27 protein-coding genes and 2 pseudogenes are annotated in these 23,567 nt (G+C 66.9%); 13 read left to right on the top strand and 16 right to left on the bottom strand.

Annotated elements, in window-relative coordinates; all coding sequences use genetic code 11:
- Positions 1-43: 43 nt before the first annotated feature.
- The 4 genes from VET27_RS00280 to VET27_RS00265 form a co-directional block, all read right to left on the bottom strand.
- Positions 44-472: a DUF2752 domain-containing protein gene (locus VET27_RS00280; RefSeq protein ID WP_526514435.1), complete on the bottom strand. Its 429-nt coding sequence runs from the start codon at positions 470-472 to the stop codon at positions 44-46.
- An 11-nt stretch (positions 473-483) separates the two neighbouring features.
- Positions 484-837, bottom strand: a complete 354-nt coding sequence (locus VET27_RS00275; protein ID WP_526514391.1) for a CD225/dispanin family protein — start codon at positions 835-837, stop codon at positions 484-486.
- 186 nt (positions 838-1,023) lie between these two features.
- Positions 1,024-2,418 (bottom strand): cystathionine beta-synthase, encoded by a 1,395-nt coding sequence (locus VET27_RS00270; protein ID WP_526514390.1) that lies wholly within the window; start codon positions 2,416-2,418, stop codon positions 1,024-1,026.
- 29 nt (positions 2,419-2,447) lie between these two features.
- Positions 2,448-3,500, bottom strand: a complete 1,053-nt coding sequence (locus VET27_RS00265) for an alpha/beta hydrolase (RefSeq protein WP_526514389.1) — start codon at positions 3,498-3,500, stop codon at positions 2,448-2,450.
- Positions 3,501-3,693: 193 nt separating this feature from the next.
- Between VET27_RS00265 and VET27_RS00260 the strand changes: the two genes are divergently transcribed.
- Both VET27_RS00260 and VET27_RS00255 read left to right on the top strand, forming a co-directional pair.
- Entirely contained in the window at positions 3,694-4,659 is a 966-nt protein-coding gene (locus tag VET27_RS00260) for an SGNH/GDSL hydrolase family protein (protein WP_526514388.1), read from the top strand.
- Between the two features lie 50 nt (positions 4,660-4,709).
- Entirely contained in the window at positions 4,710-5,927 is a 1,218-nt protein-coding gene (locus VET27_RS00255; protein WP_526514387.1) for an acetyl-CoA C-acetyltransferase, read from the top strand.
- A gap of 33 nt (positions 5,928-5,960) precedes the next feature.
- Here VET27_RS00255 and VET27_RS00250 read toward each other — a convergent pair whose 3' ends face one another.
- Both VET27_RS00250 and VET27_RS00245 read right to left on the bottom strand, forming a co-directional pair.
- Positions 5,961-6,620, bottom strand: a complete 660-nt coding sequence (locus VET27_RS00250) for an endonuclease domain-containing protein (protein ID WP_526514386.1) — start codon at positions 6,618-6,620, stop codon at positions 5,961-5,963.
- A gap of 46 nt (positions 6,621-6,666) precedes the next feature.
- The gene (locus tag VET27_RS00245; RefSeq protein ID WP_526514385.1) at positions 6,667-7,515 is read right to left on the bottom strand and encodes a Bax inhibitor-1/YccA family protein; all 849 of its coding nucleotides are present in this window, start codon (positions 7,513-7,515) and stop codon (positions 6,667-6,669) included.
- Positions 7,516-7,687: 172 nt separating this feature from the next.
- Between VET27_RS00245 and VET27_RS00240 the strand changes: the two genes are divergently transcribed.
- From VET27_RS00240 to VET27_RS00230, 3 genes are read left to right on the top strand one after another with little or no spacing between them, the layout of a single operon-like run.
- On the top strand, positions 7,688-8,728 hold the full coding sequence (locus tag VET27_RS00240) for a 3-hydroxyisobutyryl-CoA hydrolase (protein WP_526514384.1): 1,041 nt from the start codon (positions 7,688-7,690) through the stop codon (positions 8,726-8,728).
- A gap of 11 nt (positions 8,729-8,739) precedes the next feature.
- The gene (locus VET27_RS00235) at positions 8,740-9,525 is read left to right on the top strand and encodes an enoyl-CoA hydratase (protein WP_526514383.1); all 786 of its coding nucleotides are present in this window, start codon (positions 8,740-8,742) and stop codon (positions 9,523-9,525) included.
- Positions 9,526-9,534: 9 nt separating this feature from the next.
- Positions 9,535-11,241, top strand: a complete 1,707-nt coding sequence (locus VET27_RS00230) for an alpha/beta hydrolase (RefSeq protein WP_526514382.1) — start codon at positions 9,535-9,537, stop codon at positions 11,239-11,241.
- On the opposite strand, the gene VET27_RS00225 is transcribed toward VET27_RS00230, so the two are convergent.
- Positions 11,212-11,625 carry a rhodanese-like domain-containing protein gene (locus VET27_RS00225; RefSeq protein WP_526514381.1) on the bottom strand — a complete coding sequence of 138 codons (414 nt, stop codon included), beginning with the start codon at positions 11,623-11,625 and terminating at the stop codon, positions 11,212-11,214. The genes VET27_RS00230 and VET27_RS00225 overlap by 30 nt on opposite strands.
- Positions 11,625-12,152: a cysteine dioxygenase gene (locus tag VET27_RS00220; protein ID WP_526514380.1), complete on the bottom strand. Its 528-nt coding sequence runs from the start codon at positions 12,150-12,152 to the stop codon at positions 11,625-11,627. Before VET27_RS00220 ends, VET27_RS00225 begins: the two co-directional genes overlap by 1 nt.
- Positions 12,153-12,273: 121 nt before the next feature.
- On the opposite strand from VET27_RS00220, the gene lpqV reads away from it, so the two are divergent.
- The gene (lpqV, locus tag VET27_RS00215) at positions 12,274-12,714 is read left to right on the top strand and encodes a lipoprotein LpqV (RefSeq protein WP_526514379.1); all 441 of its coding nucleotides are present in this window, start codon (positions 12,274-12,276) and stop codon (positions 12,712-12,714) included.
- Positions 12,715-12,721: 7 nt separating this feature from the next.
- Here lpqV and VET27_RS00210 read toward each other — a convergent pair whose 3' ends face one another.
- The 4 genes and pseudogenes from VET27_RS00210 to VET27_RS00195 all read right to left on the bottom strand — a co-directional run bounded on the left by VET27_RS00210 (position 12,722) and on the right by VET27_RS00195 (position 13,862).
- Positions 12,722-12,868: a hypothetical protein gene (locus VET27_RS00210; protein WP_526514378.1), complete on the bottom strand. Its 147-nt coding sequence runs from the start codon at positions 12,866-12,868 to the stop codon at positions 12,722-12,724.
- Positions 12,869-12,951: 83 nt separating this feature from the next.
- A pseudogene (locus VET27_RS00205) lies at positions 12,952-13,338 on the bottom strand (SulP family inorganic anion transporter); the annotation flags it as partial.
- Positions 13,339-13,386: 48 nt separating this feature from the next.
- On the bottom strand, positions 13,387-13,542 hold the full coding sequence (locus VET27_RS00200; RefSeq protein WP_526514377.1) for a SulP family inorganic anion transporter: 156 nt from the start codon (positions 13,540-13,542) through the stop codon (positions 13,387-13,389).
- On the bottom strand, positions 13,539-13,862 hold the full coding sequence (locus tag VET27_RS00195; protein ID WP_526514376.1) for a SulP family inorganic anion transporter: 324 nt from the start codon (positions 13,860-13,862) through the stop codon (positions 13,539-13,541). The genes VET27_RS00200 and VET27_RS00195 overlap by 4 nt, the downstream gene beginning before the upstream one ends.
- A gap of 243 nt (positions 13,863-14,105) precedes the next feature.
- Between VET27_RS00195 and VET27_RS00190 the strand changes: the two genes are divergently transcribed.
- The gene (locus tag VET27_RS00190) at positions 14,106-14,330 is read left to right on the top strand and encodes a hypothetical protein (protein WP_526514375.1); all 225 of its coding nucleotides are present in this window, start codon (positions 14,106-14,108) and stop codon (positions 14,328-14,330) included.
- Here the strand turns inward: VET27_RS00190 and VET27_RS00185 are convergent.
- Positions 14,327-14,758 (bottom strand): VOC family protein, encoded by a 432-nt coding sequence (locus VET27_RS00185; protein ID WP_526514374.1) that lies wholly within the window; start codon positions 14,756-14,758, stop codon positions 14,327-14,329. The two genes, VET27_RS00190 and VET27_RS00185, sit on opposite strands and share 4 nt — an antisense overlap.
- On the opposite strand from VET27_RS00185, the gene VET27_RS00180 reads away from it, so the two are divergent.
- Positions 14,757-15,725, top strand: coding sequence for a patatin-like phospholipase family protein (locus VET27_RS00180; RefSeq protein ID WP_526514373.1), 969 nt, complete (start codon positions 14,757-14,759; stop codon positions 15,723-15,725). The two genes, VET27_RS00185 and VET27_RS00180, sit on opposite strands and share 2 nt — an antisense overlap.
- Here the strand turns inward: VET27_RS00180 and VET27_RS00175 are convergent.
- Positions 15,714-16,556 (bottom strand): annotated as a pseudogene (locus tag VET27_RS00175) (patatin-like phospholipase family protein). The gene VET27_RS00180 and the pseudogene VET27_RS00175 sit on opposite strands and share 12 nt — an antisense overlap.
- Positions 16,557-16,589: 33 nt before the next feature.
- On the opposite strand from VET27_RS00175, the gene VET27_RS00170 reads away from it, so the two are divergent.
- A complete protein-coding gene (locus VET27_RS00170; protein ID WP_526514372.1) occupies positions 16,590-17,321 on the top strand; it encodes an HAD family acid phosphatase in 732 nt (243 codons plus the stop codon).
- Positions 17,322-17,332: 11 nt separating this feature from the next.
- On the opposite strand, the gene VET27_RS00165 is transcribed toward VET27_RS00170, so the two are convergent.
- The gene (locus VET27_RS00165; RefSeq protein WP_526514371.1) at positions 17,333-17,806 is read right to left on the bottom strand and encodes an SRPBCC family protein; all 474 of its coding nucleotides are present in this window, start codon (positions 17,804-17,806) and stop codon (positions 17,333-17,335) included.
- A gap of 49 nt (positions 17,807-17,855) precedes the next feature.
- Between VET27_RS00165 and VET27_RS00160 the strand changes: the two genes are divergently transcribed.
- Together VET27_RS00160 and VET27_RS00155 are read left to right on the top strand one after the other, a co-directional pair.
- Positions 17,856-18,899, top strand: coding sequence for a zinc-binding dehydrogenase (locus VET27_RS00160; protein ID WP_526514370.1), 1,044 nt, complete (start codon positions 17,856-17,858; stop codon positions 18,897-18,899).
- Between the two features lie 131 nt (positions 18,900-19,030).
- Entirely contained in the window at positions 19,031-19,189 is a 159-nt protein-coding gene (locus VET27_RS00155; protein ID WP_526514369.1) for a hypothetical protein, read from the top strand.
- Between the two features lie 93 nt (positions 19,190-19,282).
- Here VET27_RS00155 and VET27_RS00150 read toward each other — a convergent pair whose 3' ends face one another.
- Positions 19,283-20,338, bottom strand: a complete 1,056-nt coding sequence (locus VET27_RS00150; protein WP_526514368.1) for an NAD(P)H-dependent amine dehydrogenase family protein — start codon at positions 20,336-20,338, stop codon at positions 19,283-19,285.
- Positions 20,339-20,424: 86 nt separating this feature from the next.
- On the opposite strand from VET27_RS00150, the gene VET27_RS00145 reads away from it, so the two are divergent.
- Both VET27_RS00145 and VET27_RS00140 read left to right on the top strand, forming a co-directional pair.
- Positions 20,425-21,576, top strand: a complete 1,152-nt coding sequence (locus VET27_RS00145) for a BTAD domain-containing putative transcriptional regulator (RefSeq protein WP_526514367.1) — start codon at positions 20,425-20,427, stop codon at positions 21,574-21,576.
- Positions 21,577-21,770: 194 nt separating this feature from the next.
- Positions 21,771-23,531, top strand: a complete 1,761-nt coding sequence (locus tag VET27_RS00140) for a serine/threonine-protein kinase (protein WP_526514366.1) — start codon at positions 21,771-21,773, stop codon at positions 23,529-23,531.
- The last annotated feature ends 36 nt before the right edge of the window (positions 23,532-23,567 follow it).

Genomic DNA, 23,567 nt, shown 5'->3' with positions numbered 1-23,567 from the left:
GCTGAATTTGGTCCGGGCTCGCTGATCGGAATCCCGTTGGTAGCTAGACATATAACGCACTGAACGGCGACATCGGCAGATTGCGGACGATGAACCAGACGGACACCAGCACCAGGGCCACGACGGCGGACCACCGATGATGCTGCCAGCTGCCGATCCTTCGATCGACGATCCGGCCATACGTCCACGCGCCAAAAGCCCAGAGCAGGAACAACACCGACACGAGTCCGAGAGCGTTGAAGCGGGCCGCGCCGAGAACGTCTCCGTGGAGGAGGCAGTAGATCATGCGCAGACTTCCGCACCCCGGGCAGTCGATCCCCAACAACGCCTTCGTCGGACACACCGGGAGCGGTCCGCCGACCGACATCGGATCGCCCAGCCATACGGCGCCGCACACCAACCCGGCTACCACCGCCACACCGAGCGGGGCGCCAAGAGGTGCGAGCGTCAGCGACCGGCGCGTGTCCAACATCGGTTCGCTGGTCACGAATACGAGAAGGTGCTGGCGCCCACCACCAGCGTGAAGATCAGGTAGATGACGCCGACGACGACGCCGGCGATGGCACCCCACATGGCGAACTTCTTGGCATCGTCAGCGGCCTGCTGCGCCTCGGCATAGCGACCCTGGCCCCACAGCCCAGAAACCTGGGTGGCCTTGACGATCGACACGATGCCCAGGGGAAGGCAGCAGAGCACCGTGACCAGGATTCCCCAGACCAAGTTGTTGTCGGGCTGTCCCGTGGGTCCACCGGGACCACTGGGTCCGGGAGGTGGCGGGTAATTACCAGGAGGAGGCGGCGGGTAATTACCAGGCGGGGGCGGCGGATACTCGGTCATGGACGCCTTCCAGTGAACTATTGGCTGGGTCTGAGCGCTGTTACCCTACCCGAGAAGTTGCTCAGAAAGACGACCAAAAAGCGAACGTGGTTACCCGATCACGCGGCCCGGCAAACCTGGAATCCTTACCTTCGCTAACGATTTTCGGCCATCGCGGAAGGATGTGCCACTCGGCGGGCAGCGCGCCTACCGGCGTGTATTTCCCTCGGACAGGAATCCCAGCAAGTCGTGGCGGGTCAGCACACCAACGGGTTTGCCCTCTTCGACCACCATCACGGCGTCGATGTCGCGCAACTCCTTGGCCGCCGAGCTGACCAGTTCACCCGCTCCGATGAGCGGCAGCGCCGGGCTCATGTGCTGCGAAACGGCATCGGCGAGCGTTGCCCGGCCCTCGAATACGGCCGACAGAAGTTCACGTTCCGAAACGCTGCCCGCCACTTCACCGGCCATCACCGGAGGCTCCGCGCCGACCACCGGCATCTGCGAGACGCCGTACTCGCGCAGGATTCCGATGGCATCGCGCACTGTCTCCGAAGGGTGGGTGTGGACCAGATCGGGCAGCGCACCGGACTTGCGGCGCAACACGTCTCCGACCGTGGACTGCTCGATCGAACCGTCGAGCCTGCCGCGCAGAAAGCCGTAGGACGACATCCAGGCGTCGTTGAAAACCTTTGAGAGATAACCTCTTCCGCCGTCAGGAAGAAGAACTACCACGACGGCGTCGGGCCCGGCCTGCTCGGCGACGCGAATCGCGGCGACCGCAGCCATCCCGCACGAACCCCCAACGAGGAGCGCCTCCTCGCGGGCCAGACGTCGCGTCATGTCGAACGAATCGGCGTCGGACACCGCGATGATCTCGTCGGTGATGGTCGGATCGTAGGCCAACGGCCAGAAGTCCTCCCCGACCCCCTCGACGAGGTAGGGCCTGCCGGTACCGCCGGAGTACACCGATCCCTCCGGGTCGGCGCCGATGATCTTCACGGCGCCGCCGGACACCTCCTTGAGGTAGCGGCCCGCCCCGGTGATCGTCCCGCCCGTGCCCACTCCGGCGACGAAGTGCGTGATCTTCCCGTCGGTGTCGGCCCAGATCTCCGGACCCGTCGTTTCATAGTGGCTCGCAGGGCCGTTCGGGTTGGAGTACTGGTCGGGCTTCCACGCACCGTCGATCTCACGGACCAAGCGATCGGACACGCTGTAGTAGCTGTCCGGGTGATCTGGCGGCACCGCCGTCGGGGAGACCACGACGTCGGCGCCGTACGCACGCAACACGTTCCGCTTGTCCTCGCTGACCTTGTCGGGGCAGACGAAGATGCACTTGTAGCCACGCTGCTGCGCCACCAGGGCCAGACCCACACCGGTGTTGCCGGACGTCGGTTCGACGATCGTGCCACCGGCCTTCAGTTCACCGCTGGCTTCGGCGGCGTCGATCATCTTCACGGCGATGCGGTCCTTGGAGCTGCCGCCGGGATTGAGGTACTCGACCTTGGCCGCCACGATGCCAGCACCTTCGGGCACCACGGAGTTCAACCGAACGAGAGGCGTATTGCCTATGAGTTCACTGACATGACCCGCGATTCGCATGCGTCCATCGTGTCAGGCGCGCGGTCGGGTTACCAGGTGGCCTCTCGGATGTAGTCGCCGATCTGCTTCAGCGACCGCGTCGCCTCCTTCACGGCCGGCGCCGCCAACTGGAAGACGTGCATCTGACCAGGCCAGACGTGGACTTCCACCGGCACACCCGCTGCGGCGAGCATGTGGGCGGCCTTCCGCGCATCGTTGAGCAGAACCTCGGAACCGGAGACGTGGATCAGGGTGCGCGGCAGCCCGCTCTCGATGTGGTCGAGCGGTTCGTACACCGGCTCGGGCCGACCGTCAACGACGCGTCGCTTGGCTGCTGCCTCGACCAGCGCGACGAGCGCCTCGAAGGCCTTTGGCGGGAACATCGCGTCGGATCCGATGTTGGGGTGCTGGGCGCGACCGTCGTTGTCGATCTCGAACAGCGGCGACATGGTGACCACGGCCGCGGGCAGTTCGCCCTCGTAATTCAACCGCTCCGCGAGGGCGAGTGACAGGTAACCGCCCGCCGAGTCGCCCGCAAGCACGATCTGCTCGGGCTCGTATCCCTTGAGCCGCAGCCACTTGTACGCGTCGTGGCAGTCGTCGATCGCCTGGCCGATCGAATGCTTGGGAATCATGCGGTAATTCACGACCAGCGCCGGGCTGTCGGCGAACCGGGAAAGCGCGGTCACCAGTCGACCGTGAGAGTTCACTCCGCAGGTCAGGAAGGCTCCACCGTGCAGGTACAGGATGACGCTGCGTTTGCCATCCGCGGGCAGGACGCCCGCCGCACGGACCAACTGGGCGGTGCAGTTCGGAAGGGCGATGGTGGCGCGGATCGTCCCCGGCGCGGGGCGCATCACGCGGGACGCGAAGTCGACCAGTCCGAACGGCCACGGCATCCGCGGGACGTGGCTGGCGACTCCAAGAGTTGGCTTGATGGTCATCATCGCGCCGAGAGCAAACAACCGACCGGCCATGCTCGGACCGTCCTCCACCACCTCGACCGGGGCACCGTCACTGGCGGGGAATCGACGCGGTTTGTGGAACTTAGCAGCATTGATGGCAGGTCCGGACGACATTGAGACTTTACTGGGTGCGGTCATCGTCACCACTTCCTACGCCGTTGTCGTGCCCAGAGCGGTTAACACTTAAGTAACCCCAGGTAACTTAGCTTGACACCGTCGAAATGTTCAAGAAACAAATATTTTTCTTTCGTACCGGAGTTGATACCGCACCGTGACCGCCCAGGCGCCGCCGCCACGCCGACATCCGCGTATTCGCCCTTAAACTGAGCGCGTGGTCATTCGTGCACCGCGTAGGTCGATCATTGCCCTGGCAGCGGCCGCCACGCTCGCATCGACGGGTTCCGCGTACGTCGGGGCCCGGAACCTCCTGCACGTCCAGGCCGACCAGGCCCGTCAGGTCATTCCCAAGTCGTGGGACGTCCCTCCGCGCGCTGACGGTATCTATCTTCCGGGCGGTGGCGCATGCGAGAAATGGCGCCGTGAAGTGCAGTTCGATCTCCATTTGATGGTCTTCGGCGACTCGACGGCAACCGGTTACGGATGCGTCGACACCGACGAGGTGCCTGGCGTGTTGATTGCCCGCGGGCTCGCCGAGCAGTCCGGCAAGCGGATCCGGTTGAGCACCAAGGCGATCGTCGGTGCCACGTCGAAGGGCCTCTCCGGGCAGATCGACGCCATGTTCGTGGCCGGTCCGCCGCCCGACGTCGCGGTCGTCATGATCGGCGCCAACGACGTCACGGCGCTCAACGGCATCGGCCCCTCCGCGCGCCGCGTGGGTGCAGCGGTGCGCCGGCTCCGCGGCAGCGGTGCCGTCGTCGTGGTGGGCACCTGTCCGGACTTCGGGGTCATCACCGCCATTCCGCAGCCCCTGCGCCTGGTGGCCCGGACGATCGGATTGCGTCTGGCCCACTTGCAGGCGGGTGCCGTTCGCGCAGCAGGCGGTGTGCCCGTGCCGTTCTCGGATCTGCTGAGGCCGGAGTTTCAGAAGGCGCCGGAGGTGTTGTTCTCCGACGACATGTTCCACCCGTCCGCGGCCGGCTACGCGCTCGCCGCCCAGCAGCTGCTGCCTGCCCTGTGCAAGCAGCTCGGCGAGTGGTCGGCCGACTCGGACGTCGAGCCCGCGCTGAAATCACGAACAGGCGACGACTCCGTCCTGGCCCGCGTCGGCGGGATCACGCGGTTGTGGCGGCGCACGACGGGTGTACCCGCACCGATCGTCGCTTCGGTCACGGGCTAGGTTCGCTCTAGCTTTCACGCTCTCACAAGCCACTGACCTAGGAGGCCGTCATGCCCGAAGCCGTCATCGTCTCGACCGCCCGTTCGCCGATCGGCCGCGCCAACAAGGGGTCCCTGGTCGACATGCGGCCCGACGACCTGGCTGCCCAGATGGTGCGCGCCGCCCTGGACAAGGTGCCCGCACTGGACCCCCGCGACATCGACGACCTGATGATGGGCTGCGGCCAGCCCGCGGGCGAGGCGGGCTTCAACGTCGGCCGCGCGGTGGCCGTCGAGCTGGGCTACGACTTCATGCCGGGCACCACCGTCAACAGGTACTGCTCGTCGTCGCTGCAGACCACCCGGATGGCGTTCCACGCGATCAAGGCGGGCGAGGGTGACGCGTTCATCTCCGCGGGCGTCGAGACGGTGTCCCGCTTCATGAAGGGCAGTTCCGACGGCTGGCCGGACGCCAAGAACGCGCGGTTCGCCGACGCGCAGGCGCGTTCCGACCAGGCCACACTCGGCGCAGGAGAATGGCACGACCCGCGCGAGGACGGTCTGATGCCGGACGTCTACATCGCGATGGGCCAGACGGCCGAGAACGTGGCGCTGTTCACCGGCATCAGCCGCGAGGACCAGGACCACTGGGGCGTGCGCAGCCAGAACAAGGCCGAAGAGGCCATCGACAGCGGCTTCTTCGACCGCGAGATCGTGCCGGTCACGCTGCCCGATGGCACCGTGGTGTCCAAGGACGACGGCCCGCGCGCCGGCACCACCTACGAGAAGATCAGCCAGCTCAAGCCGGTCTTCCGGCCGAACGGCACCATCACCGCGGGCAACGCCTGTCCGCTCAACGACGGTGCCGCCGCCGTGGTGATCATGAGCGACACCAAGGCGAAGGAGCTGGGGCTGACGCCGCTGGCGCGCATCGTGTCGACGGGTGTGTCGGGCCTTTCGCCGGAGATCATGGGCCTCGGCCCGATCGAGGCGTCGGGGAAGGCGTTGGCCAAGGCGGGCTTGTCGATCGACGACATCGACCTGTACGAGATCAACGAGGCGTTCGCCGTTCAGGTGCTCGGGTCGGCGCGCGCGCTCGGCATGGACGAGGACAAGCTCAACGTGTCCGGCGGTGCGATCGCCCTCGGCCACCCGTTCGGGATGACGGGCGCCCGCATCACGGCCACGCTGCTGAACAACCTGACCACGTACGACAAGACCTACGGTCTGGAGACCATGTGCGTCGGTGGCGGCCAGGGCATGGCGATGATCATCGAGCGCCTCAGCTAGTCGCTCCGCCCGGTCGGTCGCGGCCGCCCACGGTCATCCCGACTCTGCGCTCACGGTGCGAGAGTTCCAGTAGCGCCCGCCGTTAGCGCAGAGCGGAGCGCGCATCCACGCCCGCTGAACCCGTCGCAACACATTGTACTGACGACTGCGCGGCGCCACTCTAACGAGTCGCCACCCGCGCTCGTCGATATCCGCCAAACGTCTGATGTCGTAGGCGAACTGAATCGGATCAGATCTGTGGTGGTCGCCGTCGTATTCGACTGCCAACATGCGATCTTCCCATCCCATGTCCAGGTAGTACCAGCGATGCCCGTCGGGGCTCAACACCGGGATCTGAGTTCTCGGCCGCGGGTAGTTCGCCCCAATCAGCAAGAGCCGCAACCATGTTTCCTTCGGCGACTCGGCACCGGCATCTACCAACTCGAGCGCCGCCCGGAGCTGAGGGAGTCCACGGGCACCGGGATGCTCGAGGGCCAACTGAATCACGTCGTCCGCCGCGATCCTGGTCGCAGCGGCAAGGGAGTCGAGACTCGCAACGGCTCGACCGAGTTTCCCGCGTCTGCCGATGTCGAATGCGGTGCGCTCCGGCGTCGTTACGTCAAGGCCGGCGACGCCGACTCTCCGCTCTGCGCCTAGGGATGAGAAGTGCGAGTGGCCGTCGCCGTGAGCGCAGAGTCGAGCGACACCAGGCATAAAGAAAGCCCGTTCGCAAACGCGAACGGGCTTTCTGGGTGGGCTGCTAGTCGTTCTGGAAGTAACTGAGTAGCCGCAGGATTTCGAGGTAGAGCCAGACCAACGTCACGGTCAGCCCGAGCGCGATGCCCCAGCCCGCCTTCGACGGAACGCCGGCACGGACCATCTGGTCGGCCGCGTCGAAGTCGATGAGGAAGCTGAACGCCGCGAGCGCGATGCAGAGCAGCGAGAAGCCGATGGCGATGGGGCCACCGCTGCGCAGTCCGAAGCCCTCGCCGCCGCCGACGCCGAAGATGGCGAGGACGAAGTTGAGCAGCATCAGGGCCATCACACCGAAGAGGCCGGCGATGATCATGCGGGTGAACTTTGGCGTGACGCGGATGGCGCCCGTCTTGTAGACGACCAACATGCCGAAGAACACTCCGAGCGTGCCGACGATCGCCTGGGCGATCATGCCGACACCACCGTTGGAGTACAGGTTGGCGATGATGAAAGAGATCGCACCGAGCATCAGGCCTTCGAGCGCGGCGTAGCTCAGCACGATCGCCGGGTTGTCCTGCTTGCGACCGAAGGTGGCGATCAGCACCAGTGCCAGACCGCCCAACCCACCGATCAACGTGAACGGCATCGCCAGCGCGATGTTGCCCTGCACCAGGAAGTAGGAAACCGCCGCGACAGCCGTCAGAAGGGCCAGCGTGATACCGGTCTTGGTGACGACGTCGTCGATGGTCAGCGGCCGGGAGACCGTGCTCGACTGCTCCAGGTAGGGCTGAGCCGCGTACGGGTCAGCCTGTACCGCTGCCGCGCCGTAGCCGGCGGCTCCGGTACCGAATTGGGCATATCCGCCCTGCTGTTTGGGCAGGGAACGGAATACCGGGTTGCTGCTCTCGCGCACCGTCGGTTCCTCTCGTGTGCATTTGACTCGTCGGGGTGACGAACATTGACGAACAATTCCTCAACGTGCGGCGACTCGGACCGGTTCCCGGCCTCGTCGCTGAAACTGTGAACTTGTTGAGAAAGGTTACCCGTGTCGCCTGGGCCTGGGGTCACGATCTAGATTGCAAGCCGTGGCAGAAAACGAGGACATCCTACTAAATGTCGAGAACGGCGTCGGCCGCGTCACTCTGAACAGGCCGAAGGCCATCAACTCGCTTACCCACGGCATGGTCACCGACCTCGAGAAGGCTCTCAGGAACTGGGAGAACGACGACTCGGTGCACACCGTGCTGCTGTCCGGTTCGGGTGGACGCGGTCTGTGCGCAGGCGGCGACGTCATCGCGATCTACCACAGCGCCAAGGGCGACGGTACCGAGGCGAGGTCGTTCTGGCACGACGAATACGTCCTCAACGCCCACATCGCCTCCTACCCCAAGCCCTACGTCGCGATCATGGACGGCATCGTGATGGGCGGCGGTGTCGGGGTCGCCGCGCACGGCCGCGTCCGCGTCGTCACCGACACCACGAAGATGGGGATGCCCGAGGTCGGCATCGGCTTCATCCCCGACGTCGGCGGCACCTACCTGCTGTCACGGGCCCCTGGTCGGCTTGGCCTGCACGCGGCGCTGACCGGCGCACCGTTCTCGGGGGCGGACGCCATCGCGATGGGCTTCGCCGACCACTTCGTGCCAGACGCGAGTCTCGACGAGTTCACCACCTCGGTGATCGAGGTCGGCGTCGACGCGGCCGTGTCCGCGTTCGCAGTCGAGCCGCCCGCGAGTCCCCTTCTGGCGCAGCGGCGTTGGATCGACGAGTGCTATGAGGGGGAGACCGTCGTCGACATCATCGCCGCACTGCGCGGGCACGACGCGGGCCCCGCCATCGACGCCGCGAACCACATCGCCAGCCAATCCCCCATCGCATTGGCGGTCACGCTGGAGGCGGTGCGACGGGCGGCGCATCTGGAAACGTTGAAAGACGTTCTGCGCCAAGAGTTCCGGACGGCATGCGGAGCCCTGCGGTCGCACGATCTGGTGGAGGGCATCCGCGCCCTGCTCGTCGACAAGGACCGCAATCCGAAGTGGTCACCGGCCGCGCTGGCGTTGTGTTCCAAGGACCTCGTCGAGGCGTACTTCACATCAGCCAACCCCGACCTGGCATTCCCCGAATAGAAGGAGGAGCTTTGAGCACCGAGAAGACCTACGACACGATCCTGGTGACGCGCGAGGGCCGCGTCGGGACCATCACCCTGAACCGGCCGAAGGCGCTGAATGCCCTCAACAGTCAGGTGATGGTCGAACTCACCACCGCTGCAGCCGAATTCGATGCCGATCCCGGCGTGGGTGCGATCATCGTCACCGGCAACGCGAAGGCCTTCGCCGCAGGCGCCGACATCAAGGAGATGGCCGACCTGTCGTTCGCCGACGTCTTCTCCGCCGACTTCTTCGCGACGTGGTCCGAGTTCGCCGCCACCCGGACCCCCACCATCGCGGCCGTCGCGGGCTACGCGCTCGGCGGTGGCTGTGAACTCGCGATGATGTGCGACATCCTGATCGCCGCCGATACCGCCAAGTTCGGCCAGCCCGAGATCAAGCTCGGCGTGCTGCCGGGGATGGGCGGTTCGCAACGGCTCACCCGCGCCATCGGCAAGGCGAAGGCGATGGACCTCATCCTCACCGGACGCACCATCGACGCGGCGGAGGCCGACCGCAGCGGCCTGGTGTCACGCGTCGTGCCCGCCGACTCGCTGCTCGACGAGGCCAACGCCACCGCCGCCACCATCGCCGGGATGTCGCTCTCGGCGTCGCGGATGGCCAAGGAGGCCGTCAATCGCGCGTTCGAATCCACCCTCGCAGAAGGTCTTCTCTACGAGAGACGCCTGTTTCACTCGGCATTCGCCACCGAAGACCAGACCGAGGGCATGTCAGCGTTCACCGAGAAGCGCCCACCGAGGTTCACGCACCGCTAAAGTGCGTTCGTGACAGACACGGACACGAGGGCAGACGAAGCAGAACCCGCGGCTGAGGCGGACGCTGCTCCGCCTCCGCCGAAGCCGGACTGGTGGGTCCGCCACTACACGTTTTTCGGCACCGCGTTGGGGCTGGTGTTCATCTGGTTGTCGATGACGCCGTCGCTGCTGCCCCGCGGCCCGCTGTTTCAGGGTCTGGTGAGTGGCGCGGCGGGCGCGATCGGCTACGGCCTCGGCGCATTCAGCGTGTGGTTGGTCCGCTACATGAGGTCGAAGAACGCGAGTCCACCGGCGCCGCGGTGGGCGTGGATCGCGCTCGTCGTGGTCGGCGTCATCGGCCAGACGCTGGCCATCATCTGGTTTCACGTGTGGCAGGACGACGTTCGCGATTTCATGGGCGTGCCCCGGCTGGACTTCTGGGACCATCCGCTGACGGCGGTGCTGGCAATAGTCTTCCTGTTCGCGTTCGTCGAGCTCGGCCAGCTGGTCGGCAAGCTGGTGCGGTTCCTCGTCAGACAGCTCAATCGCGTGGCGCCACCGCGGGTTTCGGCGGTGGTGGTGGTCACGCTCCTGCTCGTTCTGACGATCGCGCTGCTCAACGGCATCGTGGTGCGGGCCCTGATGAGCACGCTCAACAACACCTTCGAGTCGGTCAACAATGAAGAGGATCCGGACTTCGCCGCCCCGACCACGGCGTTGCGCTCCGGCGGTCCCGAATCACTGGTCACCTGGCCGTCGCTCGGCCACCAGGGTCGCGTCTTCATCGCGGGCGGCCCGTCGGTCGAGGACCTCACGAAATTCAACAGCGCGCAGGCCGTCGAGCCGATCCGCGCCTACGCCGGGCTGAACTCCGCCGACGGCTTCACGGCGACCGCCGAGCTTGCCGCCCGCGAGTTGCAGCGCACCGGTGGACTGAACCGCGCGGTGGTCGCGGTGGCCAACACGACGGGCACGGGCTGGATCAACGAGGCCGAGGCGTCCGCCCTGGAGTACATGTACAACGGCAACACCGCGATCGTGTCGATGCAGTACTCATTCCTGCCGAGTTGGTTGTCGTTCCTCGTCGACAAGGAGAATGCGCGCCAAGCCAGTCAGGCTCTCTTCGAAGCGGTCGACGCCTTGGTCCGGACGATGCCGGAGGCCCGGCGTCCCAAGTTGGTGGTGTTCGGCGAGAGTCTCGGCTCGTTCGGTGGCGAGGCCCCGTTCCTGTCCCTGAACAATCTCATCGCGCGCACCGACGGCGCCCTGTTCTCCGGCCCCACGTTCAACAACACGATCTGGACTGATCTGACCCGCAACCGCGACGCGGGTTCACCGGAGTGGCTGCCCGTCTTCGACAAGGGCGAGAACGCCCGGTTCGCCGCCAAGGCAGAGAATCTCAACCGACCGCCGGACCCCTGGGGTCAGCCGCGTGTCGTGTATCTGCAGCACGCGTCGGACCCGATCGCGTGGTGGAATCCCGACCTGCTGTTCAGCAAACCGGACTGGTTGCGCGAACCGCGGGGATACGACGTCTCACCGGAGATGGAGTGGATCCCGGTCGTGACGTTCCTCCAGGTGTCCGCCGACATGGCCGTCGCCGTCGACGTCCCGGACGGTCACGGCCACGTGTACGTGCGCGACGTGGCGAACGCGTGGGCGGCGATCATGCAGCCTCCGGGTTGGACGCCCGAGAAGACCGACGAGCTACGGCCGCTGCTGCGTTCCGACGAGTGATTCGCTGAGCCGGTCGAGCGCTCCCGTCGAGCGCAAAGCCTGGTGGCCACCGACCACGTCGGTGGCCCGGTGCAGGCCCAGGTCGAGCAGCGACGCCGCGGCCAGGCTCGACGTGTAGCCCTCGGAGCAGAGCACCAGCCACTCGACGTCGTCGTCGACGGCCTGCGGCAGTCGGGCCTCGCTGGTGGGGTCGAGGCGCCACTCGAGCACGTTGCGTTCGATGACCACCGCGCTGGCGACCTCGCCCTCCGAAGCCCGCTGGGCGGCCGGACGGATGTCGACGAGCACGGCTCCCCGCGCCACCGCGGCGGGTACGTCACCGGCCTCGATCCGCGCCAACCTGGCGCGCGCGGACTCCAGGACGGCGTCGATGCGGCTCGCCATCAGTCCCCCTCCGGTTTGTCGGTCAGCTGGGTCCGGTCACGACGAAGCGTGTTCCGGTCGGTGACGTCGTAGTACGACATCGCGGTCAACGGCGGTGAATAAGCGTGCACGCTCAGGGTAGGCGTCTGAACCCGCACGGGCTCCGACGGCGCCCACACGACGTCGTGTACCCAGCCGAGCGGGAAGCCCGCCTGATCACCGGCTGCGAGTTGCCGTTCGCGCAATGCGTCGCCATCCCAACGGGTTTCGACGAGGGCCCCCGAGACGACGGTGAGTGCGCCCAACGATCCGCCGTGGTCGTGCAGTTCAGTAGACCGCTCCGGCACCCAGCTGATGAGCCACACGTCGAGTTCGTCGTCGCCGTGCAGCCGGGTGAACCAGCGCTCATCGGTGGGTAGGCCGCCTACGGGCAGCACGTGGTCGTAGCGACCCGACAGCACGTGGTCGGCGGCGACGTCGGTCGCCTGCAGCAGGTCGGCAACGCGAAGTCGGGTGGGCGCGACGACGGACGGAAGTGCAAGAGACATGTGAAGGAACTCCAGGTAAACCAGGAAGAGGGGTCGATCAGGGGGCGGGCGTCACGCCCGACAACACTCCCGACAGATGGTCCGCTCCAACATGATGGCGAGTGTTGCATAGATTGGCGGCATGCGCAGCTACCCGATCGTCGCCGTGGCAGCCGTGGCAGCCCTCCTCGCCGGCTGCTCTTCCGGATCCGACGGCGCTGATTCCCCCTCGTCGTCATCGGCGTCCGTCAGCGCCGCGACGCCGACCACGACGACCCTGCAGACTCACACGGCGGCGCCGGGAGCCGTCGGTGTGTCCCCGAACGGTGTCACGACCGCGGTCGGCGCCCCGGCGGAGTCGACCGAGGACGAGTACTTCCAGGCCTGCCGCGCTGCGAAGGTGTGGATGCTGGAGCGGGGCGGCGACCAGAAGACGCAATTCGAGCCGTATCTGGAGAGCCTGCAGAAGTCGGACGCCGCGGGACCCGGAACGTTCGACGCACCCTGGTCTCGACTTACCCCTGCCCGGCAGTCGGCGGTGATCGTCGCGGCCGAGGCCGCCGCGGACGATCTGTGCGGCTGACGCACTTTTAATCACGGGTGTCGGAAACGCCGCCGTCGGGTGCTTGCGACTGCTCGGCGATCCAGCGTCGACCGCGGTCGAGCGCCTCGTCGAGCGCGCCGAACACCCGGGTGGTCGCGGGCACGATGCCGTCGGGTCCCAGTACGTCGTCCATGCCGCCGCGTCCGGTATCGGAATTAGCTCGGCGAGCACGACGAGCACAGTCAGCCAGACACCGGCGAAGATCCCTGCCCAGCGGGTGTGCGCACCCGCCGACACCGCCACCCCGGTACGCGACAGCGAGCCACCGGTGGGCAGCGCGCCGAGAAAGCCTCCGGCCAGGTTGGCCGCTCCCTGCGCGACGAAGTCCCTCGAGGTGTTTGACCGACTGCCGTCCGGATTCGGCACTGCCGCAGCGATTCCCGCCGCTTGTGCGAGTCCCACCAGCGCGACGGCAAGTCCGCCGCCCAGCAATGCTGGTATCGCCTCGAAATTAGGTAACACCAAGGGCGGGAACGCATTCGGGATCGAAGAGATGTCGCCGACGTCCTCGACGTCGACGTGCAGGATGACGACGGCCACCGTCACCACCACGAGGGCGACTAGGATCGCGAATGCCTCGACTCGCTTGACGAGGTGAAACACCAGCCACACGGCCACCGTCGCGACCGGCACCAGGCACGGCGCCGTCTGTCACGACGCCACGTTCCCGAACGCCTCGACGAACTTGAGAATCGTATTGTGACTCTGCGGTCGGTAGCCGGTGGTGTCGGTGATCACCCCGGCGACGATCTGCACTGCCATACCCGTCGTGAAACCCGTCATCACCGCGTTTGAGACGAAGTTCATGATCGACCCGCGACGTTCGCCGGGTCGGTCGGGTCCAGGCCGACGGCCGTCAGCACACCGCGCGACGTCAGCGCCAGCGCACTCGTCAGCGTGGTCACCATCAGCACGGTCCTGGCGAACAGCGAACCGAGAACGGTGGACAACATGCCCGAGTAGAGGCCTGATACCGGATTGAAGCCACCGATGCTGGCGTAGGCCATGCCCTCGGGTGTCGAGAACAGGCCCGTGACGAGACCGGCGACGACGTCCTGGAACCGGGGCCTGCCCACTTTGCCGGCCATCTCCCGCAGTCGGGACCGCTGCAGTGCCCCGTCCGTCATCGCGCCAACACTGCCACGGCCGATCGGTCCGCGTGGCGGACTGGCTGGTGTCGTGGGGACGAATCCGTCTCGATGACATCGTGTTTGGACAGTCGGCGAACGCCGGAATGACACCGCCCGTCAGACGAGGCGGCCCGCCGAAGACTCGAAACTTTTGGCGCACAAACAATTAGCGCGTCTACGTGTTGTGGTCTCGATCACAAAGTTGGGTACTATGTGACCCTCGTCACCATTGGAGGGTCAATGATCGGACCAGAGAACGGCAAGCTGGGCCAGTCTCGGACTGCCATGCCGCCTGCCGCCCACGGGTCGATCAACGGCATGCGGGTGTTGTTGGGCATTCTCCTGTTCGTCATCGCCGTCGGCGCCGTCATGGGCGTCGTCGTGGCTCTCTCCAGCGGACAACCCACCGTTGCCCTGATCATCGGTTTGGTCGCCGCGGCCTTCTTCGCCAGGGTGGGCTGCTAGCCCTGTACGTTCCACACCAGGCAGAACGGATGTCCTGCCGGGTCCCGGCACACCCGGAAGTCGCCTTCGCCGAACGCGTCGATCACCCGGGTTGCGCCCAGCGCCAACAACTTTGACTCCACTTCGTCCAATCCGTCTACGTCGTCCACTTCGACGTCCAAGAGGAACTGCTGTGATCCACGCGGGTCCGGGAACTGCGGTGGCTGATGATCGGGCGACGACTGAAACGCCAATCGCCTGCCGGCCGGATCGGTGAGCACGACCAACGAGTCATCCTCTGCCTCCACGTCCCCACCGAGGACGGCCGCATAGAAGGCCGCCAGTCGGCGCGGATCCTGCGTGTCGAGGACGACCGAACGAAGTTTTCCCAACGTGTCGGGCAGGGTTCCCACTTCGGCGCCGACGTAACCAGACGACAATGGGCCCATGCGAGTGGCGCTTTGTCTCGGTAGCGGTGGCGCGCGGGGTTATGCGCACATCGGGGTGATCAACGAGCTGCGCGAACGCGGGCACGAGATCGTCGGCATCTCCGGGTCGTCCATGGGAGCGCTCGTCGGTGGGCTGGAGGCCGCAGGCAAGCTCGACGAGTACACGGCCTGGGCGACCTCCCTGACGCAGCGGGCGGTGCTGCGACTGCTCGACCCGTCGCTGACGTCCGCGGGCGTGCTGCGCGCGGAGAAGATCCTCGACGCGGTCCGCGAGATCCTCGGCGAGGCCGTCATCGAAGATCTCCCGATCCCGTACACGGCGGTGACCACGGATCTGATCGCGGGCAAGTCCGTGTGGCTGCAGCGCGGACCGGTCGACACGGCCATCCGTGCGTCGATCGCGATTCCCGGCGTGATCAAGCCGCACGTTCTGGACGGCCGACTACTCGCCGATGGCGGCATCCTGGATCCATTGCCGATGGCACCGCTCGCCGCGGTGAACGCCGACCTGATCATCGCCGTGAGCTTGGGCGGCGATGACCCCCACCGGGCCGACGCCGAACCCGAAGCGGGCCCCGCCACCGAACTGCTCAACCGAATGTGGCGCAGCACAACGGCTTTGCTCGACACCAGTACCGCCCGCTTGCTGCTCGACACCCCGGCGGCCAAGACGGTGCCAAGCCGGTTCGCCAACGACGGCGTGGAGACGGACGACCACGACGATCACACCGAATCGTCGGTGCCGAAGCTCGGCGGTTTCGAGGTGCTGAACCGCGCCATCGACATCGCGCAGTCCGCCCTGATGCGCCACACCCTCGCGGCCCATCCGCCCGACCTTCTCATCGAAGTGCCCCGCACCGCGGCCAGGAGCCTGGAGTTCCACCGCGCCGAGGAGGTCATCGACATCGGCCAGGAATTCGCCGCTGCGGCGCTCGACACCCTCGTGCCGCGAACCTCACGCGCCTAGGAACCGGACGATTCGCGCCGCGTCCCGCCGCCCCTGTGCGCGACCGGCATTCGCCGATGGGATCCGGCATGCCGGGTCCAGCGGATTGGGCCCGAACGCGCAGATCGCCGCATCGTCGGCGAAGAGGGCCAAGGCCTTCCCGGGAAACGCGGTGATCTCGGCCACCGCGCCACCGCCGAACAGTGACGGCGTCGTCTCGCTCGACGGCACCAGTACGACGACCGCATCGCAGTCCGACGCCACCGTCATGTTCACGGTGCTGCCGACGCCACCGTCCACGAGGCGTCGGTCACCGACGGCCAGGCCCCGGGCACCGCGCAGCTGGCCGCCACGGCGTCGACCAGGGCTATGCCCGAGTGGCGGTCGATGACCACCAGCTCACCCGTGGCGACGTCGATGGCCGTCACCCGCAGCACCCGGTCGGGCCAATCGCGAGAGGGCAGCCGATGCCCGATCACGGCCCTGCGGACCGGTTCGGCAACGGTCTCGGTGGCCAACGCGACAGCGCCGATGCGCTGCAGCTTCTCCTCCGTCGCCGTGTCGGGCGTCATAATCGCCGTCATGAACAACCCGGTGATGTCGTCGATGCCTACGCCGGGGTCGATCTCGAGGGTGTCCGGGGACACCTGAGCCGCGAAGAGTTCGTCGAGGATGGTGCCGCTGCCGATCTGCGCGGCCACCGTCGACCCGGCCGACGTGCCGAGCAGAACGTCCGCGTCGAGCAGTGCGGGCCGCGTCGAGCGCCTCGTCGGCAATACCTCGAAGGATCCCCGTTTCCCAGGCAATGCCCGCGAGTCCCCCACCGGCCAGCACCAGTCCGCGTTTCGTCACAGGAGCCGAGTGTGCCACCGTATGGTTCACTACGTGATCGGACGCCCCGCGCTGGCCTCTCTCGGCGCTGCCGCCCTGCTCGTGTGCGGACCACCCGCGGCGTACGCCGAACCCCCGGCTCCACCGGCGCCGATCGTTCCGGCACCGGTGCAGCCCGCCAACATCGGCGACCTCAAGGCCGATGCCGTCGACTATTACGACAGCGGGGCGTACCTGACGGATCTGCAGCTTGCCACGGCGCCGGCGATCACCTGGATCGCCGAGGAGGCGCCGCGAGTGGACCGACCCGCGGTCGTCTTCGACATCGACGAAACGGCGCTCTCGAACTGGGAGGTCATCCGGGCCAATGACTTCGGACGCGTCATCGACGGTCCATGCACGGAGCTTCCCGCCGGGCCGTGCGGGTGGCGGGCGTGGGATCTCACCGCGCAGTCGACGGTGATTCCGCCGACGCTGGACGTCTTCACCACCGCCGGGGACAGCGGCGCGGCGGTCTTCTTCATCACCGGCCGCGACGAGTCGCAGCGGGTCGCCACCGAGCGCAACCTGGCCGACGTCGGGTATAGCGGTTTTCGCCAGCTGATCATGGAACCCGTTGGGGCGCAATTTGATTCGGCGGCCGACTTCAAGGCTCCTCAGCGCGCGGAACTAGAGGCGCAGGGGTACACGATCATCGCGAACCTTGGCGACCAGCCGTCGGACCTCGCGGGCGGTTCCGCTGCGCAGACCTATCTGCTACCGAACCCCTTCTACCGGATTCCGTGACCGCGACGCGGTCAGCGCACCAGCTGGTTCGACAGTTCCTCTAGCGACTGACGGGCGTAACCAAGCCACAGCTTGCCGAACACGGGCAGCAGCGGAGCGGCGAACGCGGAACGCGGGTGGATCGTCCAGCGCCACGTGACCTTGGTCCCGGTGCCCACGGGCGTGAAGACCCACAGGCCCTCGACGTGCTCCACCAACGGCGCCAGCGGTCCCTTGACGTCGGACAGCGTGTAGCCGAATGATGCGGGCGCGTCGTAGGAGGTGAGTTCCTCGCGCATGCTGCCGCCGCCCGTCAGGAACACGGTGCGGGTCTTGCCGACCGCATCCCAGTCACCGGTCTGATCCTGCACCGCCTTGATCGGCGGAATCGGGCCATACCAGCGGTGGAAGAGTGTAGGCAAGGGAATCGGGACGGTGCCGTCGAACGCCGCCTCCTGGGTTACGGGTATCGCCCGTGATTGCTCGACCACCAACGGCTGCGCCATGATGGAGATGGTACCCCCGGGTACCGCGACACGCGACGAAGGGATCCGCATGGCCGACACGATGAGGGCGCAGCGCTTCTATGCAGACTCCAAAACGATTGCGGTGGAGAATGTTCCGATCCCGGAGCTCGGCCAGGGCGAGGTTCTGGTCAAGGTCGCGTTCTGCGGCATCTGCCATTCGGATCTGAGCCTGATCAACGGCACCTTCCCTTCTCAACTGCCGGTCGTCACGCAGGGCCACGAGGCATCGGGCACCGTCGCCAAGCTCGGACCCGGTGTCACGGGATGGGCCGAGGGCGACCGGGTGGTGGTGGCCGCCGGCCGGCCGTGTCAGGAGTGCGCGAACTGCCGGCGCGGCGATGTCTCGAACTGCCTGCACATCCGCCTGATGGCTTTCGCCTACGACGGGGCCTGGGCGGAGTACACCGTGGCACAAGCGTTCGGGCTGACCAGGATTCCGGACAACGTCCCGTTGGAGCAGGCCGCGATCCTCGCCGACGCGGTGTCGACGCCCTACGGCGCGGTGGTGCGAACGGCCAAACTCGGCATCGGCGAGTCCGTCGGAGTGTGGGGCGTCGGCGGCCTCGGCACCCACGTTGTCCAGTTGGCCCGACTGGTCGGCGCCGCCCCGATCATCGCGGTGGACATCAAGCCCGCCATTCTGGACCGGGCGCTAGCCGTGGGGGCCGACTACGCCTTCGACGCTCGCGACGGCGACCTCCACGCCAAGATCGCCGAAGCCACCGGCGGCCGCAACCTCGACGTCGCGTTCGACGCGGTCGGCCTTAAGTCCACGTTCGAGCAGGCATTGAACAGTTTGACGGTCGGCGGGCGGCTGGTCGGCATCGGGATGAGCGCCGATGCGCCCACCATCGGACCGACGTCGATCTTCAATCTCTTCAAGAGGCAGGTCCTGGGCCATCTCGGCTACCAGAACGCCGACATCGGCACGCTGGCCAACCTGGTCTCGCGGGGCCGCCTCGATCTGTCGCGTTCGATCAGCGACGTCGTCTCGCTCGAGAACGTCGCCGAGGGCATCGACAAGCTCGAGAACGCGGACGGTGACCCGATCAGGATCCTGGTGCGCCCGTGACGGATCTTGGGGGCCGCGTCGCACTCCTCACCGAAGCCTCGGGGGGCACGCCCAGAATGTTCCAAGAATTCGCCCAGAGCTAGGCGCGACTCTATGGGTGTCATCTCAACCACCACCCAGGAGTGATCCACATGATGAACCGCATCCACACCCTCGTCGTCACCGCCGCCAGCGCCGCCGTACTGGCCGCGGGTTTTGGAGCCGCCGCCGTCGGAGCCGCCGGAGCCGCCAACGCCGACGTCTGCTGGAATCTCGAAACCGAAGGAACCACCTACTACTACTACTGCTGACCCTCTCCGTCGGGCCGGCCACGTGAACCAAGCGTGGGCGGGCCGGCCGCGTTGCGCCCACCGGCGATTTCGCCGGCCGCCTCACCCTCAGCTTCAGCGCAGGTGCGGCGCCGCCTTGCCGCTGATCAGCGGTAGGTCGAGGTAGGTGGCGATGCCCGGCGCGGCCGCGCACACCGCCGGGATCGAGTTCACGCAGTGCGCAGCGGTCGCGACGATGCCGTTGTTGCTCTTCAGCCCCTCCTCGACAGTGTCGGGTTGGAAGCCCTTGATGGTGACGGTGAAGTCGGGATTGCCCTTGACCTCCATCTCGTAGCGCTCCCCCGCAGGGCCGAAAGTCCATGCGGGATCCAGGTTCTCCTGACCCATGAACCAGTTGACGGTGACGCGAACGACGACCTCGTCACCCACGACCGCTTCCCAGTGGAACCTCCGGCCCGCCACCTGTCCAGGCTCTATGGCGCCCATCGGCGAGTCGATGGGTGCGGTCGCTACGGCGATCTCCTGGGTGGCACGGATCTTCGGGTCGGCGGCGAAGCCCATCTCGTCGACGCACATCCGCACCGACTGCATGAATCCGCCGTCGAGCAGTTTCTGCATCGGACCGGTCAGCGCCTTCTCCGGAGTGTCGCCGAAGCCCATCACGTAGCGCAGCACGTCCGGCGCGTCGTAGGTGCGCAGATCTGAGAACTCCTCGGCGCGAACGAAGGTCACGCCGGTCGACATGATCGAGAACAGCAACGGAAACTTCTCGCTGATGCCGCCGGGCGCGATGCCAGTGCCGTGCAGCGTGACGCCGCCCTCCAACGCCGCCGCGCGCAGCGGGGCGGCCTCCTTCTCGCCCGGATAGAACCAGCCGACGGGGGTGACGACGTTCTTGCCGGACCGCAGCAGCGCGGCGACCTCGTCGGGATTGGGCATCAGCGGTGAGTAGATGACGGCGTCCGCGCCGAGACCGAGAATCGCCTCGACGTCGTTGGTGGCGGTCACGCCAATAGGCTCGATGCCGACGATCTCGCCGACGTCCTTGCCGCTCTTGGCTTCCGAATGCACCCAGCAGCCCGCCAACTCGAGGTCGGGATGTTCGAGCACTCCCTTGATGGCGGCGATGCCGACCCCGCCGGTTGCCCACTGCACCACTCGCAACGGCATGCGTCATTCCTCTCGGCGGAGAACTAGAACACGTTCTATTGAAGATCTACACCACGCGGCACCGCTAGATTGCACAATTGCCGGTGATGATTCTCGACTTCGGCATCCTCGGTCCGTTGCAGCTGGCTGCGAACGGCGTCCATCTGCCTCTGGGTACGCCCAAACAGCGTGCGGTGCTGGCGATGCTGGTGATGAGCCGCAACCGCCCGGTCAGCAGCGAGTCGCTGGTCAACGCGGCCTGGGAGCAATTCCCGCCGCCCGAACCGAAGGCGAGCCTGCACTCCTACATCTCGAATCTGCGCCGACTCGTTGCGGGTGCCGGACTCGACGCAAAGACCGTGCTGGCCAGCGCGCCGCCGGGGTACCGGCTGGCGATCGCGGACGCCGACTGCGACATCGGCCGGTTCGTCGCCCACAGGACCGCCGGCGTGCAGGCCGCCGCCGCGGGCCAGTTCGAGCAGGCCAGCAGGCACCTGTCGGACGCGCTGGCCGAGTGGCGCGGTCCGGTCCTCCACGACCTTCGTGACTTCGAGTTCGTTTCGCCGTTCGCCACGGCGTTGGTCGAGGACAAGGTCGTCGCGCACACCGCGCACGCGGCGGCCGAGATCGCCTGCAACCGCGGTCATGCCGTCATCGGGCAACTGGAGGCACTGGTCGGCGAACACCCCTACCGCGAGCCACTGTGGACGCAGCTGATCACCGCCTACTACGTCTCCGAACGCCAATCCGACGCCCTGGAAGCGCATCAGCGACTGAAGTCCACGCTGGCCGACGACCTCGGCATCGACCCGGGGCCGTCCGTCCGCGCCTTGCACGAGCGGATCCTGCGCCAGGAACCGTTGAACACCAGGAAGGCCGCCCAGACCACCGCGGTGCACACGATCAACAGCGTCGACGCCAGGACCGCGGTTGGCACCCAGATCGCGATGGCCTACCTCCGCGCGACGTCGGGCCCCAGATCGGTTGAGCAGGGCCGCCATCCGCTGCTCGCGGCGGCGACCAGGATCGGGCGGCTGCCGGAAAACGAAATCGTTCTCGACAACGCCAATGTCAGCAGGCACCACGCGGTGATCATCGACACGGGAACGAGTTACGTGATCACCGACCTACATTCGGCGAACGGCGTGTTCGTCGGCAATCAGCGGATTCGCGGCACCGCGACGCTCGGCCACGGTGACCGGATCCGGATCTGCGACCACGAGTTCGTCTTCGAGGTCCGCCAGGCTGCGCCCTACTGACCATGGCTTTTCGAAGGTCCGCGTTGGCCCGTCAACGGCAGCGCTGGGCCAGGTGACCGCATCCCCCTCTACGACCACGAGTTCGTCTCCCTCCCAGTGACGCTGATGGTTCCGCTGTCGGTACCCCGACCACGCATTAAGGTGACTGCTGGCACCGGGGCACGTGCCGCGGTTTGGGTGCGAGGAGACATCAGATGACCGAGCCGAAGTCGCGCGAAGGCACGATGTTTGGTCACTACCGCCTTTTGCGGCTGATCGGCAAGGGCGGCATGGGCGAGGTCTACGAGGCCGAGGACACCGTCAAGGACCGCGTCGTCGCCCTCAAACTCCTTCCCGAGAGCGTCTCCCACGACTCCGTGTTCCGCAAGCGCCTTCAGCGCGAGGCACATTCGGCTGGACGTCTGCAGGAACCCCACGTGGTGCCGATCCACGACTACGGCGAGATCGACGGCGTGCTGTTCGTCGACATGCGCATGATCAACGGGTCGGACCTGCGCAAGCTGCTGAAGAACTTCGGCCCGATGACGCCGGCACGGGCCGTCGCGATCGTGCGGCAGGTGGCGTCGGCGATCGACGCCGCGCACGAGAGCGGCATCATGCACCGCGACGTCAAGCCCGAGAACATCCTGATCACCCGCGACGACTTCGCGTACCTAGTGGACTTCGGCATCGCGAACGCCGCCACCGACGAGAAGCTGACCGAGCTGGGTACCGCCGTGGGCACCTACGCGTACATGGCGCCGGAGCGCTTCTCCGGTGACGAGGTCACCTACCGCGCCGACATCTACGCGCTGTCCTGCGTCTTGTACGAATGCCTCGCCGGTTCGCAGCCGTACGGCGGCGACAGCGTCAGCGTCGTCATCACGGCGCACCTCATGCAACCCATCCCTCGGCCCAGCGTCGAGAGGCCTGGCATTCCAACGGCGTTCGACGACGTTATCGCCCGCGGCATGGCGAAGAAGCCCGGCGAACGCTTCGCCACCGCGGGGGATCTGGCGACGGCGGCCACCGCCGCGCTCACGCCGCGCGATCAGGACCAGGCGGCGACGATCCTGCAGCGCAGCGAGGCCGCGACGACACCAGGAGGCGTGCCGCTCGGTCAGGGGGCGACGATGGCGGCCCCGCCCCCGACCGCACCCCCGTCGTACCCACCTCCGTTCGGGGCGACGCCGACACCCGGCGCGACTCCCCCGCCGTACCCGGTGACCCCGCCTCCGTACGCGACGACGCCGCCACCGCCGCAGCAGTACGGCTTCACCGGCGGGCCACCGCCGCCCCCCGGTGGCACGCCGCCGTGGAACCAGCCTCCACCGGGCTCAAACCCTCAGGGCGGCAAGAAGACTCCGTGGGTACCCATCGTCGTCGTGGCCGGGGTGCTGATCCTCGTCCTGGGCGCCGTCGGCACGTTTCTGCTGACCAGGTCGGACAGCGCGGACAGTTCGATCTTGACGACGTCGAAAACCTCCACGGCGCGTGAGAAAACGTCGACCACGCGCACCACCACGCCCCGCACGACCGACGCCGGCGATCCCCGCGGCTTCGACGCCCAGTTGATGGCCCTGATCCCGACGGGCTATCCGACGAGCGTCTGCGAGAAGGCAGTCCCGCCCGCGCCGGGCGCACTGGCGACCGTCGACTGCCGCCAGTCCACGCAGCCCGGTGGGCCTGCAGCTGCGCGCTACTCGATCTTCGCGAACAAGGACACACTGGCCCAGCAGTTCGACTCGTCCATCAAGGAGAACGAGGAACTCCTGCGCTGCCCGGGCGCCGACTCCAATTCGCCGATCACGTGGCACTACAAGGCCACTCCCGACGCGGTAGCCGGTTCGGTCGCGTGCGGCACGTACCAGGGCAACGCCGACGTCACGTGGACCCAGGACGACGATCTGATGCTGGCCGACGTGCAGAGCGACAACATGGACGACCTGCACAACTGGTGGTTGGAATACAGCTGACCGCGACGCCGGATCGATCTGCTCCGCTGTTACGTT

Origin of the sequence: Mycobacterium sp., from assembly GCF_035633495.1 — a bacterium.
Classification (GTDB): Bacteria; Actinomycetota; Actinomycetes; order Mycobacteriales; family Mycobacteriaceae; genus Mycobacterium.
The sequence above is the reverse complement of the archived record's forward strand: the minus strand, read 5'-3'. Positions and strand labels throughout refer to the sequence as shown.

Bases quoted from the DNA above. Each gene is read 5' to 3' on its own strand.
- VET27_RS00280 (WP_526514435.1), bottom strand. From the start codon at position 472: ATGTTGGACACGCGCCGGTCGCTGACGCTCGCACCTCTTGGCGCCCCG.
- VET27_RS00275 (WP_526514391.1), bottom strand. From the start codon at position 837: ATGACCGAGTATCCGCCGCCCCCGCCTGGTAATTACCCGCCGCCTCCT.
- VET27_RS00270 (WP_526514390.1), bottom strand. From the start codon at position 2,418: ATGCGAATCGCGGGTCATGTCAGTGAACTCATAGGCAATACGCCTCTC.
- VET27_RS00265 (WP_526514389.1), bottom strand. From the start codon at position 3,500: ATGACCGCACCCAGTAAAGTCTCAATGTCGTCCGGACCTGCCATCAAT.
- VET27_RS00255 (WP_526514387.1), top strand. From the start codon at position 4,710: ATGCCCGAAGCCGTCATCGTCTCGACCGCCCGTTCGCCGATCGGCCGC.
- VET27_RS00250 (WP_526514386.1), bottom strand. From the start codon at position 6,620: ATGCCTGGTGTCGCTCGACTCTGCGCTCACGGCGACGGCCACTCGCAC.
- VET27_RS00225 (WP_526514381.1), bottom strand. From the start codon at position 11,625: ATGGCGAGCCGCATCGACGCCGTCCTGGAGTCCGCGCGCGCCAGGTTG.
- VET27_RS00220 (WP_526514380.1), bottom strand. From the start codon at position 12,152: ATGTCTCTTGCACTTCCGTCCGTCGTCGCGCCCACCCGACTTCGCGTT.
- lpqV (WP_526514379.1), top strand. From the start codon at position 12,274: ATGCGCAGCTACCCGATCGTCGCCGTGGCAGCCGTGGCAGCCCTCCTC.
- VET27_RS00210 (WP_526514378.1), bottom strand. From the start codon at position 12,868: ATGGACGACGTACTGGGACCCGACGGCATCGTGCCCGCGACCACCCGG.
- VET27_RS00200 (WP_526514377.1), bottom strand. From the start codon at position 13,542: ATGAACTTCGTCTCAAACGCGGTGATGACGGGTTTCACGACGGGTATG.
- VET27_RS00195 (WP_526514376.1), bottom strand. From the start codon at position 13,862: ATGACGGACGGGGCACTGCAGCGGTCCCGACTGCGGGAGATGGCCGGC.
- VET27_RS00190 (WP_526514375.1), top strand. From the start codon at position 14,106: ATGATCGGACCAGAGAACGGCAAGCTGGGCCAGTCTCGGACTGCCATG.
- VET27_RS00180 (WP_526514373.1), top strand. From the start codon at position 14,757: ATGCGAGTGGCGCTTTGTCTCGGTAGCGGTGGCGCGCGGGGTTATGCG.
- VET27_RS00185 (WP_526514374.1), bottom strand. From the start codon at position 14,758: ATGGGCCCATTGTCGTCTGGTTACGTCGGCGCCGAAGTGGGAACCCTG.
- VET27_RS00165 (WP_526514371.1), bottom strand. From the start codon at position 17,806: ATGGCGCAGCCGTTGGTGGTCGAGCAATCACGGGCGATACCCGTAACC.
- VET27_RS00160 (WP_526514370.1), top strand. From the start codon at position 17,856: ATGGCCGACACGATGAGGGCGCAGCGCTTCTATGCAGACTCCAAAACG.
- VET27_RS00155 (WP_526514369.1), top strand. From the start codon at position 19,031: ATGATGAACCGCATCCACACCCTCGTCGTCACCGCCGCCAGCGCCGCC.
- VET27_RS00150 (WP_526514368.1), bottom strand. From the start codon at position 20,338: ATGCCGTTGCGAGTGGTGCAGTGGGCAACCGGCGGGGTCGGCATCGCC.
- VET27_RS00145 (WP_526514367.1), top strand. From the start codon at position 20,425: ATGATTCTCGACTTCGGCATCCTCGGTCCGTTGCAGCTGGCTGCGAAC.
- VET27_RS00140 (WP_526514366.1), top strand. From the start codon at position 21,771: ATGACCGAGCCGAAGTCGCGCGAAGGCACGATGTTTGGTCACTACCGC.